Annotated in this window: 13 protein-coding genes; 3 read left to right on the top strand and 10 right to left on the bottom strand. The window is 54.5% G+C overall.

The window, feature by feature from the left end:
- Positions 1 to 13 precede the first annotated feature (13 nt).
- From era to rpoE, 8 genes are all read right to left on the bottom strand, one after another.
- Positions 14 to 919: a GTPase Era gene (gene era, locus KGP25_RS17875; RefSeq protein WP_069719826.1), complete on the bottom strand. Its 906-nt coding sequence runs from the start codon at positions 917 to 919 to the stop codon at positions 14 to 16.
- Complete coding sequence (gene rnc, locus KGP25_RS17880; RefSeq protein WP_003860711.1) at positions 916 to 1,596, bottom strand: ribonuclease III; 681 nt, start codon at positions 1,594 to 1,596, stop codon at positions 916 to 918. Before rnc ends, era begins: the two co-directional genes overlap by 4 nt.
- A gap of 222 nt (positions 1,597 to 1,818) precedes the next feature.
- Positions 1,819 to 2,793 (bottom strand): signal peptidase I, encoded by a 975-nt coding sequence (gene lepB / locus KGP25_RS17885; RefSeq protein WP_045908532.1) that lies wholly within the window; start codon positions 2,791 to 2,793, stop codon positions 1,819 to 1,821.
- Between the two features lie 15 nt (positions 2,794 to 2,808).
- Entirely contained in the window at positions 2,809 to 4,608 is a 1,800-nt protein-coding gene (lepA, locus tag KGP25_RS17890) for a translation elongation factor 4 (RefSeq protein WP_008502183.1), read from the bottom strand.
- Between the two features lie 184 nt (positions 4,609 to 4,792).
- Positions 4,793 to 5,269 carry a SoxR-reducing system protein RseC gene (gene rseC, locus KGP25_RS17895; protein WP_032653064.1) on the bottom strand — a complete coding sequence of 159 codons (477 nt, stop codon included), beginning with the start codon at positions 5,267 to 5,269 and terminating at the stop codon, positions 4,793 to 4,795.
- A complete protein-coding gene (rseB, locus tag KGP25_RS17900) occupies positions 5,266 to 6,219 on the bottom strand; it encodes a sigma-E factor regulatory protein RseB (RefSeq protein ID WP_023308851.1) in 954 nt (317 codons plus the stop codon). The genes rseC and rseB overlap by 4 nt, the downstream gene beginning before the upstream one ends.
- Positions 6,219 to 6,869, bottom strand: a complete 651-nt coding sequence (gene rseA, locus KGP25_RS17905; RefSeq protein WP_008502186.1) for an anti-sigma-E factor RseA — start codon at positions 6,867 to 6,869, stop codon at positions 6,219 to 6,221. Before rseA ends, rseB begins: the two co-directional genes overlap by 1 nt.
- Before the next feature lie 31 nt (positions 6,870 to 6,900).
- Complete coding sequence (gene rpoE, locus KGP25_RS17910) at positions 6,901 to 7,476, bottom strand: RNA polymerase sigma factor RpoE (protein WP_006176728.1); 576 nt, start codon at positions 7,474 to 7,476, stop codon at positions 6,901 to 6,903.
- Positions 7,477 to 7,899: 423 nt separating this feature from the next.
- Between rpoE and nadB the strand changes: the two genes are divergently transcribed.
- Entirely contained in the window at positions 7,900 to 9,519 is a 1,620-nt protein-coding gene (nadB, locus tag KGP25_RS17920; protein ID WP_223539401.1) for an L-aspartate oxidase, read from the top strand.
- Here nadB and KGP25_RS17925 read toward each other — a convergent pair.
- A complete protein-coding gene (locus tag KGP25_RS17925; protein WP_045908530.1) occupies positions 9,504 to 10,241 on the bottom strand; it encodes a tRNA1(Val) (adenine(37)-N6)-methyltransferase in 738 nt (245 codons plus the stop codon). The two genes, nadB and KGP25_RS17925, sit on opposite strands and share 16 nt — an antisense overlap.
- 132 nt (positions 10,242 to 10,373) lie before the next feature.
- Between KGP25_RS17925 and srmB the strand changes: the two genes are divergently transcribed.
- Positions 10,374 to 11,702, top strand: coding sequence for an ATP-dependent RNA helicase SrmB (srmB, locus tag KGP25_RS17930; RefSeq protein WP_023344704.1), 1,329 nt, complete (start codon positions 10,374 to 10,376; stop codon positions 11,700 to 11,702).
- A 51-nt stretch (positions 11,703 to 11,753) separates the two neighbouring features.
- On the opposite strand, the gene grcA is transcribed toward srmB, so the two are convergent.
- Positions 11,754 to 12,137, bottom strand: a complete 384-nt coding sequence (grcA, locus tag KGP25_RS17935; protein WP_008502190.1) for an autonomous glycyl radical cofactor GrcA — start codon at positions 12,135 to 12,137, stop codon at positions 11,754 to 11,756.
- Positions 12,138 to 12,451: 314 nt separating this feature from the next.
- Here grcA and ung point away from each other — a divergent pair, with 314 nt between their 5' ends.
- A complete protein-coding gene (ung, locus tag KGP25_RS17940) occupies positions 12,452 to 13,141 on the top strand; it encodes a uracil-DNA glycosylase (protein WP_048029572.1) in 690 nt (229 codons plus the stop codon).
- Positions 13,142 to 13,146: the final 5 nt, after the last annotated feature.

The following is a 13,146-nucleotide window of genomic DNA, read 5'->3' on the forward strand; positions in this document are numbered from 1 at the left end:
TCGTCGTCTTGAGTTACTGGTCTTCGCCGTAACCGAGGCTGCGCAGAGCACGCTCATCATCGGCCCAGCCAGATTTCACTTTCACCCACAGTTCGAGGTGAACCGGCGCTTCGAACATCTCCTGCATGTCCTTACGGGCTTCAATGCCGATGGTTTTGATCTTGGCGCCTTTGTTGCCGATCACCATCTTCTTCTGCCCTTCGCGCTCAACGAGGATCAGGCCGTTGATGTCGTAGCCGCCACGCTCGTTGCTCTGGAAACGCTCGATCTCCACCGTCACAGAGTACGGCAGTTCAGCACCCAGGAAACGCATCAGCTTTTCACGGATGATTTCAGACGCCATAAAGCGCTGAGAACGATCGGTGATGTACTCTTCAGGGAAGTGGTGAATCGCTTCCGGGAGATGCTTACGCACGATGCCCGCGATGGTGTCCACGTTCAGCCCCGTCTCTGCAGACAGCGGGACGATATCAAGGAAGTTCATCTGGCTACCGAGCCACTGCAGATGCGGCAGCAGATCGGCCTTTTCCTGCACGTTGTCAACTTTGTTGACGGCGAGGATGACCGGCGTTTTGCCGTCGCGCAGCTTGTTCAGCACCATCTCGTCGTCCGGCGTCCAGCGGGTGCCTTCCACAACGAAAATCACCAGCTCCACGTCGCCAATCGAGCTGCTCGCCGCCTTGTTCATCAGACGGTTGATGGCACGCTTCTCTTCCATGTGCAGGCCCGGGGTATCGACGTAGATCGCCTGATACGCGCCTTCAGTATGGATACCGACGATGCGGTGACGCGTGGTCTGCGCCTTACGCGAGGTGATAGAAATCTTCTGCCCAAGCAGATTATTCAGCAGAGTAGATTTGCCAACGTTCGGACGTCCGACGATGGCAATAAATCCGCAATAGGTCTTATCTTCGCTCATTCCAGCTCCAGCATTTTTAACGCCTGTTCGGCGGCAGCCTGTTCAGCCTTACGACGGCTTGAACCTGTGCCCACCACCGGTTCACTCAGGCCACTGACCTGGCAATGGATGGTAAATTCCTGATCGTGCGCTTCGCCACGAACCTGCACCACCAGATAAGATGGCAGCGGCAGATGACGACCCTGCAAATATTCCTGCAGGCGCGTTTTCGGATCTTTCTGTTTATCGCCCGGGCTGATTTCGTCCAGACGGGTCTGATACCAGTTCAGGATCAGCTTTTCGACGGTCTGGATATCGCTGTCCAGGAACACACCACCAATTAATGCTTCGACCGTATCGGCAAGAATAGATTCACGACGGAAGCCGCCGCTTTTCAGTTCACCCGGCCCAAGACGCAGACATTCGCCCAGTTCAAATTCGCGCGCGATTTCCGCAAGGGTATTACCCCGAACCAGCGTGGCACGCATGCGGCTCATATCCCCTTCATCCACACGCGGGAAACGATGATAAAGCGCATTCGCAATCACGAAACTTAAAATAGAGTCGCCTAAAAACTCGAGACGCTCATTATGTTTGCTGCTGGCACTGCGGTGGGTTAATGCCTGTTGCAACAACTCCTGATGATGAAAAGTGTAGCCCAGCTTCCGTTGAAGCCGATTAATTACGATGGGGTTCATGCGATACCAATAAATGAATGCGTCAAAAATGCAGCACACGAAACCGACCTGAGAAAACCAACGCGGTTTCGTGTGCCGTGGCACCCTTGCAGGGCCAACCTTAAACTTCGGGGGAATATTCTATACACAACGACAGGGGATGTCGTTAGTTCGAAGAGATTTATCGGTGAAATAATTCGTGTAGCCGCTTTAATTAGCGGCTACACGTTCATTTAGCGAGAATTAATGGATTCCGCCAATACGATTCAGGCGTACGCCGGTCGGCCATTCGCCTTCCTGCTTCTCAAAACTCATCCAGATCGCGGTCGCTTTACCCACCAGATTCGCTTCCGGCACAAAGCCCCAGTAACGGCTGTCCGCAGAATTATCGCGGTTGTCACCCATCATGAAGTAATGACCCGGCGGTACAATCCAGCTTGCCAGCTGCTGACCCGGTTGACGATAGTACATACCCAGCTGATCCTGCGCGATTGGCACGGTGAGGATCCGGTGCGTCACGTCGCCCAGCGTCTCTTTGCGCTCAACCAGACGGATACCGTTATCTTTGGTTTCGCCTTTCGGTACCTGGAAGAATCCGCTGGTCGCTTCACCGCCGTTATGACGGGCAAAGGTCTGCACAAAATCACTTGGCTCGACGTTTGAGTAGGTGATTGGCAGCGCGTTTTCACATGCGGTACCGGAACTGCAGCCTGGCTGAACGGTGACTTCTTTCGCAACCGGATCGTAAGTCACTTTGTCACCCGGCAGACCTACCGCACGCTTGATGTAGTCCAGGCGCGGATCTTCCGGATATTTGAATACCACGATGTCGCCACGTTTCGGATGACCGGTTTCGATCAGCGTTTTCTGGTAGATCGGATCTTTAATGCCGTAGGCAAACTTCTCTACCAGAATAAAATCACCAATCAGCAGCGTTGGCATCATTGAACCTGATGGGATCTGGAACGGTTCGTAAATAAACGAACGTACCACCAGCACAATCGCCAGCACCGGAAACACCGAGGCGCCCGTTTCCAGCCAGCCCGGTTTCGGACCGACTTTCTTCAGGGTTTTCGCGTCAATACCATCGCCAGTGGCTGCCTGTGCGGCAGCCTGACGTTCACGACGTTTAGGGGCGAAGATAAACTTATCCAGACACCACAGCAGACCTGTCACCAGGGTAGCAATGACCAGGATCAGGGCAAACATGTTCGCCATGCCAACTCCTTAGGGTTATTTGCCGTCTTTACCAACATGAAGGATGGCAAGGAATGCTTCCTGCGGCAGCTCGACGTTACCGACCTGCTTCATACGCTTCTTACCTTCTTTCTGCTTCTGGAGCAGCTTTTTCTTACGGCTGACGTCACCGCCATAGCACTTCGCCAGAACGTTTTTACGCAGCTGTTTCACGGTGGAACGCGCGATAATGTGGTTGCCGATGGCAGCCTGAATCGCGATATCGAACTGCTGACGCGGGATCAGATCTTTCATCTTCTCAACCAGCTCGCGACCACGGTATGGCGCATTGTCGTTGTGGGTGATCAGCGCCAGCGCATCCACACGCTCGCCGTTGATCAGCACGTCCACACGCACCATGTTGGAGGCCTGGAAGCGTTTGAAGTTGTAATCCAGTGACGCATAGCCACGGGAGGTGGACTTCAGACGGTCGAAGAAGTCGAGTACCACTTCCGCCATCGGGATTTCGTAGGTCAGCGCGACCTGGTTACCGTGGTAAACCATGTTGGTCTGCACGCCGCGCTTCTCAATACACAGCGTAATGACGTTACCGAGGAATTCCTGCGGCAGCAGCATGTGACATTCGGCAATAGGCTCACGCAGCTCGTGAATATTGTTCAGCGGCGGCAGCTTGGACGGGCTGTCGACGTAGATCACTTCTTTCGAGGTGGTTTCAACTTCATACACTACCGTCGGCGCGGTGGTGATCAGGTCCAGATCGTATTCACGCTCCAGACGTTCCTGAATGATCTCCATGTGCAGCAGGCCGAGGAAGCCGCAGCGGAAGCCGAAGCCCAGCGCCGTTGAGCTTTCTGGCTCGTAGAACAGGGAGGCATCGTTCAGGCTCAGCTTGCCAAGCGCATCACGGAAGTTTTCATAGTCGTCAGAGCTAACCGGGAACAGGCCCGCGTAAACCTGCGGCTTCACCTTTTTAAAGCCCGGCAGCGCTTTTTCTGCCGGATTACGCGCACCGGTCAGAGTATCGCCCACCGGTGCACCGAGGATGTCTTTGATGGCGCATACCAGCCAGCCTACCTCGCCGCATGTCAGCTCGGTACGGTCAACCTGTTTTGGCGTGAAGATACCCAGACGGTCAGCATTGTAGACCTGTCCGGTACTCATAACCTTGATTTTGTCGCCTTTGCGCATGGTGCCGTTTTTAATACGCACCAGGGAGACAACGCCCAGATAGTTATCGAACCAGGAGTCGATAATCAGCGCCTGCAGCGGGGCATCCGGATCGCCTTCCGGGGCCGGAATATCACGCACCAGACGTTCCAGCACGTCGGTCACGCCGACACCGGTTTTAGCTGAGCAGCGCACGGCATCGGTCGCGTCAATGCCGACAATATCTTCAATCTCTTCCGCGACGCGCTCAGGATCGGCGGCTGGCAGGTCAATCTTGTTCAGAACCGGCACAACTTCGAGGTCCATTTCCATCGCGGTGTAGCAGTTTGCCAGGGTCTGGGCTTCTACGCCCTGCCCGGCATCGACTACCAGCAGCGCGCCTTCACAGGCCGCGAGCGAGCGTGAAACCTCATAGGAGAAGTCAACGTGGCCTGGGGTGTCGATAAAGTTCAGCTGATAGGTTTCGCCATCAGCCGCCTTGTAATCCAGCGTGACGCTCTGCGCTTTGATGGTGATACCGCGTTCGCGTTCCAGGTCCATGGAGTCCAGAACCTGGGCTTCCATTTCACGATCAGACAGGCCACCGCAAATCTGGATAATACGGTCAGACAGCGTCGACTTACCGTGGTCAATGTGAGCAATGATCGAAAAGTTACGTATGTTCTTCATATAGTTAAATAATTATGCCTTACGAATTCCTGGAGGCCGCTGTTCTTAGCCTGACGTTTTTCAGTGCGAAAACGCAGCATTCTACACTACATCTCCGCTACCTGGAAATGGACTTAGCGCCGGGTATAGCGTGAAGAAAGGACGTTTTCTGTTTTAAGACGTAAAAATGATAAAGCCCGATGAATCACCGGGCCTCAGAAGAGAGCGTCTCGACGCGAAGCTGGTCTGGCGCCAGCCCAACGCTGAGAATGACAGGCTGCCACTCCTCGCGCGCGGCAAGCGTCGGGGAGAGGCCTTTGGCAAGCCAGAATCCCCCCAGACCACCTAATGCGGCACCGCACATGGCGGCTCCGTCGGTGCCAAACAGCATCTGAAAAACGCCGCCCATAATAAACAGCCCGATCAGCGGAGAGAGGTAGACCAGCATGGCGGAGCTGAGCAGACTGCCTTCCGCGATGCCCAGTTCAACCTTCTGCCCGGCCATCAGCGGCTGTTCGCTTGGCACAGAAATCGTGTGCGATGTTTGCGGCCCGAGCTTATTCAGCACGCGGCTGCCGCAACCGGCTCGGGATGCGCAGCTATTGCATGAGGCTTTTACATCGCAGCTCACCAGCGCAATGCCGTTTTGCCACGAGACTACCGTCGCCCACTCTTTGATCATTGTGCGGCCCTGAATTTAATGCTGTCGGAGATGCGCTTCGCCGTTTGCGGAGGAAGTTCACCCACAATAGTGATCTCTGCGTTATCGCGTACCGTTGTGCTCACCGTACGGCGCCCGGTACGCAGCATTTGTTCGGCGCTGTTTGCCGTTGCGCGATTGATATTCACCGAGAAGCTGAACAAACCATCGGAATACAGGCGCGATTCCACCGGCGTTTCAATCGTTGGCAGTTGACGACGGCTGCTGGACACTTCGCTAAACCCTTGTGGGATCCAGGCAGGTACCCAGTTGAAATTAACGGAATCGCCTGCCGGAACGGAAAGCAGCGGCGGCAGGCTGGCCTTAGCCAGATTCTGCATGCTGTTGCCAACCTGATTGTTCACGCTGAAGGAGATAACGCGGAACTGTTCCAGCGTTTCACCGTCACGGTCAAGCAGGTCTACACGCATGGGGAGTTTGGTTTCCGCGTCGATCCAGACAATATAGCTGTAGCGCGTTCCATCCCGGGCGACAACGCGGATTACCTCACACAGTCTGTCCGCAATACGCGTACGCCCTACCGAGATAAAATCGTAGTAAGGGGCCAGCCGTTTGAAGTCGGTGTAAATGAGTGACGGCAGAGAATCAACGATATAGTCGCCATTCAGCGTGAAAGGCTCCAGGCCGGGCTCGAAATAGCTGATTTCGTTACCACGCTGGACAACTTCCCGACGCGGGCCATCCATCTGTAAAAGCTGGGCGAGCGGCTGGTTATCAAGACGGGCGTGGCGATAGCGTAACGACTCGACGCCCTGCTTATTGATGCTGATAAATGCCAACTCGTAATTGAGTGACTGGCTGGCCAGATTCATTTGCTGCAACAACGCCCCGGATGATACATCAGCCGAGGCGTTGGCAGAGAAGAACAGGCTACCCGCCATCAGAGACATGGCGAACCAAAGTTGCTTCATTACTGCGATTGCGTTCCTAAAGTTTGGTTTCCGGGCACCTGCACAGCAGCTTGCTGTGTCTGCGCCTGCTCAAACTGAAGCTGTTCAGAGTGCAGACGACGCTGCAACTCGTAATCCTGCAACATCGCATTAATGCGACGGCGCTGCTCCTGAACCTGCTGTTGCTGACCGCCGCTGGCGGAAGCATCAGCCGGTACGCCCAGGCTTACCGGGCTGGCTTTGCCCATCATCGGCAGTGTGTTAAACACTGGCGCTTCTGGCTGCTGATTAGTTTCAGACTGAGTATTATAGTGCTGGACGCCAACGATAACTGCAAGCGATACGCATGCAGCCACACCCATTTGGGTAAGCTGGCTGGCCCACGGACGCACCTTTTGCCAGAATGGCATTTTCTGCCACTGGTGAGGGGCGGGTTGAGCTTCAGGAATCAGCGGAGTGGTCTGATGAACAGGCTCATTCTCAATCGCCGCCATAACGCGGGCTGAGATATCGAAATGGAGAACCTCGCCGGTGTCACCGCGAAGGGTGTCACGGATGAGATGGTAACTCTCCCAGGTCTCTTGCATTTCGGGAGAATGAGACAGCTCGTTGAGCAGCTCACTATCCACCGTTTCACCATCCATTAAAGCGGAAAGTTTTTCTTTCTGCATGCCTAATACCTTTTCCAGTATCCCGCTATCGTCAACGCCTGATAAGCGGTTGAACTTTATTATCAATAGCTTCTCGCGCACGGAAAATTCTTGAACGTACCGTGCCGACCGGACAATCCATGATAGCGGCTATCTCTTCATAGCTCAGACCATCCAGCTCCCGTAACGTAATTGCCATGCGTAAATCTTCCGGGAGCGACTCGATCGTGCGAAAAACGATTTGTCTCAGTTCTTCTGACAACATTAAGTTCTCAGGGTTCGAAATTTCTTTCAATGCGCCGCCACTTTCGAAGTTTTCGGCGTCGATTGCGTCCACATCACTAGAAGGCGGACGACGGCCCTGAGCGACCAGATAATTCTTTGCCGTATTGACCGCAATACGGTACAGCCAGGTATAAAAAGCACTATCTCCCCGGAACGAATCCAGCGCGCGATAGGCCTTAATAAAAGACTCTTGCACCACATCAGGCACATCGCCTGACGGTACATAGCGGGAAACCAGGCTCGCCACCTTATGCTGGTAGCGCACCACCAGTAAGTTAAAGGCTTTCTGATCTCCCTTCTGGACCCGTTCAACCAGGACCTGGTCCGTTAACTGCTCGCTCATCCGAGGTAATGTCTCCCCAAACCTAAATTCCACGCGTTATCGAAACGCCACTCTAAAAATACCGCACTTTGAGCAAGCACCGAATTAGAGTGTCTGATCTTCAATAAGTTCCGTAACGCCTTTGTTTTTGTTCATCGCGCCGCAGACTGTTCATTTTCTCTCATTATAAGTCTGTTCACGATACGCACCACTTTCTGACAAGAAACATCTTTTTCCCGCCAGAAGAGTAACGCAAGCCAGTCTTTATTTCATCACAAAATCTGACGCTAACGATCTGCTTCGCAAAATAATTTCACTCATTTACCCTCCGTTTACCTCTGCTTACGCGTTTAGTCATTGCAACAGACATTAAAAAAAACGTGCGATAAATCGCATTCAGGTGCTATTCTGGCCTAACACTGTTTAGTAAATTAAACAACAATCATGAACACAACACCTGAACTCCATTGTGATGTACTGATCATCGGCAGCGGCGCTGCCGGTCTCTCTCTGGCGCTACGCCTGGCCGAGCATCAAAACGTTATCGTTCTGAGTAAAGGGCCGATAAGCGAGGGTTCCACGTTTTATGCCCAGGGCGGAATTGCCGCCGTGTTTGATGAGACAGACAGCATTGCCTCCCACGTCGACGATACGCTGATTGCCGGGGCCGGGATCGTGGATGCGCACGCCGCAGAGTTTGTCGCCAGCAATGCCCGCCATTGCGTGCAGTGGCTCATAGACCAGGGCGTCTTATTCGATACGCAGGTTCAACCCAACGGTGAAGAGAGCTACCACCTGACGCGTGAAGGCGGTCATAGCCACCGCCGCATCCTGCACGCAGCGGATGCCACCGGGAAAGAAGTGGAGACCACGCTGGTCGGCAAGGCGCTGAGCCATCCTAATATTCGTGTGCTTGAACGAAGTAACGCCGTTGACCTGATTATCTCCGACAAGATTGGCCTGCCGGGCACGCGTCGCGTGGTGGGCGCCTGGGTCTGGAACCGCAATAAAGAGAAGGTGGAAACTTGCCAGGCGAAGGCTGTAGTGCTGGCCACGGGCGGCGCCTCTAAAGTGTATCAGTACACCACGAACCCGGACATTGCCTCCGGAGACGGTATCGCGATGGCCTGGCGCGCCGGCTGCCGGGTGGCGAACCTTGAGTTCAATCAGTTTCACCCAACCGCCCTGTTCCATCCTCAGGCGCGCAACTTCCTGCTGACGGAAGCCCTGCGCGGCGAAGGTGCCTATCTGAAACGCCCTGACGGCACCCGCTTTATGCCAGACTTTGACTCTCGTGGCGAACTGGCCCCGCGCGATATCGTTGCCCGCGCCATCGACCATGAAATGAAGCGTCTTGGCGTGGATTGCATGTATCTTGATATCAGCCACAAACCTGCAGAGTTTATTCGCCAGCACTTCCCGATGATTTACGAAAAGCTGCTCAACCTTGGCATCGATTTAATGCGCGATCCGGTGCCAATTGTGCCAGCCGCCCACTATACCTGCGGTGGGGTGATGGTTGACGATCATGGGCGTACCGATGTCGATGGCCTGTATGCTATCGGTGAGGTCAGCTATACCGGGCTTCATGGCGCGAACCGTATGGCGTCTAACTCGCTGCTTGAGTGCCTGGTCTACGGCTGGTCGGCCGCAGAAGACATCACCAAACGCATGCCCTACGCCCGTGAGACAGAGCGCCTGCCTGCCTGGGATGAAAGCCGCGTGGAAAATCCGGACGAGCTGGTCGTGATCCAGCATAACTGGCATGAGCTACGGCTGTTCATGTGGGATTACGTCGGGATTGTGCGCACCACGAAACGTCTTGAGCGCGCGCTGCGCCGCATCACGATGCTGCAGCAGGAAATTGATGAGTATTATGCCAATTTCCGCGTATCGAATAATCTGCTGGAGCTGCGCAATCTGGTGCAGGTTGCCGAGCTGATCGTTCGCTGCGCGATGATGCGTAAAGAGAGCCGCGGGTTGCACTATACGCTGGACTATCCGGATCAGCTTGCGGAGTCCGGCCCGTCGATCCTCGCCCCGCAGGTTTACATAAACAGATAAAACGCCTGGGTCAGGGCAGTGTAATCTTCGGAATAACGCTGGTCTGGCCCACGGATCACCATTCGATCGTTAAAGCATTCACCCTCTTTCGGCGAGAGCGCCAGCAGCACGCGGTGTGGCAGTCGGCCTTCCGTATCCGAAATATCGGTACGCAGACGTAACGTCCAGCCAATCTCCTGCGCGATACCGATGAACGTGTTGCCGGTACTCTCTGGCAGGACCACGCAGAAAAATCCTTCTTCGGAGATGAGTTCGGCCGCACTGGTGAGCAGCGCTTTATGATCGAGGGAACGGGTATAACGCGCCTGTTCGCGCTCGGGTGTCCCGCACTCAACGCCGGGCGCGTAGTAGGGAGGGTTGCTGACGATCAGATCGTAACGCGCGGTTTGTTCAGGCGCCCAGGCGAGCACATCGGCGCAGTCCACTTTCATGCGGGCAGCCCAAGGGGATTCGGCCACGTTTTCACTTGCCTGCTCTGCCGCCTGCGCATCCAGCTCGACGGCATCGATGGTGACATGCTCTTCCGTGCGCTGCGCCAGCATTAACGCCACCAGCCCGCTGCCGGTACCGATATCAAGAATACGCTTAACCCCTGCGACAGGCGCCCACGCGCCCAGTAAAATACCGTCCGTACCGACCTTCATGGCACAGCGATCGTGAGCGACAAAAAATTGTTTAAACGTAAAACCATCGCGGCGCAGCTGCGCTTTGAGTTGAGACATGTCGGAGCAACCTTCTAAGTGAAACTGGAGTAGCATAGGGGAAAGCGAAGTGGCCGAAAAGCGATATCCATACAAACAGATGAAGATTACAGCCGTAACGTCTATAATCAGCGCCCCACACAGAGGTAGAACATGACTGTAACGACTTTTTCCGAACTTGAACTCGATGAAAGCCTGCTCAATGCACTTGAGAGCAAAGGCTTTACACGCCCGACCGCCATTCAGGCAGCGGCCATTCCGCCTGCGCTTGAGGGCCGCGATGTGCTCGGTTCTGCGCCAACCGGCACGGGGAAGACAGCAGCCTATTTGCTGCCTGTGTTGCAGCATCTGCTCGATTTTCCACGTAAAAAATCTGGCCCGCCGCGTATTTTAATCCTGACGCCGACGCGCGAACTGGCCATGCAGGTGGCCGATCACGCGCGTGAACTTGCGGCAAATACCCACTTGGATATCGCGACCATCACCGGCGGCGTTGCGTATATGAACCACGCCGAAGTGTTCAGCGAAAACCAGGACATCGTCGTTGCGACGACGGGCCGCCTGCTGCAGTACATTAAAGAAGAGAACTTCGACTGCCGTGCGGTTGAAACACTGATCCTCGACGAAGCCGACCGTATGCTGGACATGGGCTTCGCACAGGATATCGAGCACATTGCCGGGGAAACGCGCTGGCGTAACCAGACGATGCTGTTCTCTGCCACCCTCGAAGGGGAAGCGATTAAAGACTTCGCAGAGCGTCTGCTGGAAGATCCGGTAGAAGTGTCGGCGACGCCGTCCACCCGTGAGCGTAAGAAGATCCACCAGTGGTACTACCGCGCGGACAACCTTGAGCACAAGGTCGAATTGCTCAAACACCTGCTGAAGCAGGAAGATGCGCTGCGCACAATCGTGTTTGTCCGTAAGCGCGAGCGCGTGCATGAGCTGGCAGAAATGCTGCGTAACGCCGGGATCAACAACTGCTATCTTGAAGGCGAGATGGCGCAGATCAAGCGTACCGAAGGCATTAAGCGCCTGACCGATGGCCGCGTTAACGTGCTGGTTGCCACAGACGTTGCCGCTCGCGGGATCGACATCCCTGACGTCAGCCACGTCATTAACTTCGATATGCCGCGCAGCGGCGATACCTATCTGCACCGTATTGGCCGTACCGGCCGCGCGGGCCGCAAAGGGATTGCTATCTCACTGGTCGAAGCGCATGACTACCTGCTGCTGCAGAAAATTGGCCGCTATGTTGACGAGCCGCTGAAAGCGCGCGTTATTGATGGCCTGCGCCCAACCACGCGTGCGCCGAGTGAAAAAATGACGGGTAAACCGTCCAAGAAAGCGCTCGCGAAACGTGCTGAGAGAAAAGAGAAAGAAAAAGAGAAACCGCGCGTGAAGCAGCGCCACCGCGATACCAAAAATATTGGTAAGCGCCGTAAGCCAAGCTCTGCTGCACCAGAGACAAAAACGGAAGAGTAAAAAAAAGCCGGGGAAATCCCCGGCTTTTTTATTCCCCCCGTAGCTGAAGCCTTACAGGCTTTCAGTAAAGGTACGCGCGATAACGTCGCGCTGCTGTTCTGGGGTCAGAGAGTTGAAGCGTACCGCATAGCCGGACACGCGAATGGTCAGCTGTGGGTATTTTTCTGGGTGCTCAACCGCGTCCATCAGCGTTTCGCGACGCAGTACGTTTACGTTCAGGTGCTGACCACCTTCCACGCGCACTTCCGGTTTCACTTCCATTGGAATTTCACGGTATTCGATTTCGCCCAGTTTGCTCACCGGCACGATTTCATCTTCAGCAAAACCCGCTTTCGCGACGACACAGCGCGCTTCGTTTTTCTCGCTGTCCAGCAGCCAGAAAGAGTTGAGCAGATCGTCATTTGCAGCTTTAGTAATCTGGATACCTGTAATCATGTGTTGCCTCCCTTAGGCTACATTAACTGATGTCGGCCTCTCGCGGCCAATTGGTAAAACCATTGTTTCTTGTGTGTATATATATCATTCACACCCCGGTGATTTATTGATTTAAATCAACAAAAACACCAACCACATAAAGAGTGTGGTTTGAATTTATTGCTTTAGATCAATTTCATGACCTTACCAATTCAATTTAACCTGCACATTTTCAACATAAATTTAGCCACTTAGCGCGCATTTCAGTGTGCTATTTTGCTCACCGGGCTTTAACAGGTAAGCTAGTCAGAGATTGAAATTCGCAGGAGAGCGAGATGACGACACCTTTAACCTGGCATGACGTGCTGGCAGAAGAAAAGCAGCAGCCCTATTTTATCAATACGCTCAGCACCGTTGCGGCTGAGCGCCAGTCCGGACAGACGATTTACCCGCCGCAGAAAGATGTGTTCAACGCCTTTCGCTACACCGAACTGAGCGATGTGAAAGTGGTCATTCTGGGCCAGGATCCCTATCACGGCCCGGGTCAGGCGCATGGGCTGGCGTTTTCCGTACGTCCCGGCGTGGCGATCCCCCCTTCTCTGCTCAACATGTATAAAGAGCTTGAGGGAACCGTGCCCGGGTTTACCCGGCCAAACCATGGCTACCTGGAAAGCTGGGCGCGTCAGGGCGTGCTGTTATTGAACACGGTACTCACCGTTCGGGCCGGCCAGGCGCACTCGCACGCCAGCCTGGGCTGGGAGACGTTCACCGATAAAGTCATCAGCCTGATCAACGAACACCGTGAAGGGGTCGTGTTTTTACTCTGGGGATCGCACGCGCAGAAGAAAGGGGCGATTATTAACCGTCAGCGTCATCACGTGTTGAAAGCGCCGCATCCGTCACCGCTGTCTGCACATCGCGGTTTCTTTGGCAGTAATCATTTTGTTCTGGCGAACGAATGGCTGGAAAAACGTGGCGAAACGCCCATTGACTGGATGCCTGTGTTACCGGCAGAGAGCGAATAGTATTT

The sequence above is a fragment of the Enterobacter sp. JBIWA003 genome (genome assembly GCF_019968825.1).
GTDB classification, from domain to species: domain Bacteria; phylum Pseudomonadota; class Gammaproteobacteria; order Enterobacterales; family Enterobacteriaceae; genus Enterobacter; species Enterobacter quasiroggenkampii.

Bases quoted from the DNA above. Each gene is read 5' to 3' on its own strand.
- srmB (WP_023344704.1), top strand. From the start codon at position 10,374: ATGACTGTAACGACTTTTTCCGAACTTGAACTCGATGAAAGCCTGCTC.
- rpoE (WP_006176728.1), bottom strand. From the start codon at position 7,476: ATGAGCGAGCAGTTAACGGACCAGGTCCTGGTTGAACGGGTCCAGAAG.
- rseC (WP_032653064.1), bottom strand. From the start codon at position 5,269: ATGATCAAAGAGTGGGCGACGGTAGTCTCGTGGCAAAACGGCATTGCG.
- rseB (WP_023308851.1), bottom strand. From the start codon at position 6,219: ATGAAGCAACTTTGGTTCGCCATGTCTCTGATGGCGGGTAGCCTGTTC.
- lepA (WP_008502183.1), bottom strand. From the start codon at position 4,608: ATGAAGAACATACGTAACTTTTCGATCATTGCTCACATTGACCACGGT.
- KGP25_RS17925 (WP_045908530.1), bottom strand. From the start codon at position 10,241: ATGTCTCAACTCAAAGCGCAGCTGCGCCGCGATGGTTTTACGTTTAAA.
- rnc (WP_003860711.1), bottom strand. From the start codon at position 1,596: ATGAACCCCATCGTAATTAATCGGCTTCAACGGAAGCTGGGCTACACT.
- grcA (WP_008502190.1), bottom strand. From the start codon at position 12,137: ATGATTACAGGTATCCAGATTACTAAAGCTGCAAATGACGATCTGCTC.
- rseA (WP_008502186.1), bottom strand. From the start codon at position 6,869: ATGCAGAAAGAAAAACTTTCCGCTTTAATGGATGGTGAAACGGTGGAT.
- era (WP_069719826.1), bottom strand. From the start codon at position 919: ATGAGCGAAGATAAGACCTATTGCGGATTTATTGCCATCGTCGGACGT.
- lepB (WP_045908532.1), bottom strand. From the start codon at position 2,793: ATGGCGAACATGTTTGCCCTGATCCTGGTCATTGCTACCCTGGTGACA.
- ung (WP_048029572.1), top strand. From the start codon at position 12,452: ATGACGACACCTTTAACCTGGCATGACGTGCTGGCAGAAGAAAAGCAG.
- nadB (WP_223539401.1), top strand. From the start codon at position 7,900: ATGAACACAACACCTGAACTCCATTGTGATGTACTGATCATCGGCAGC.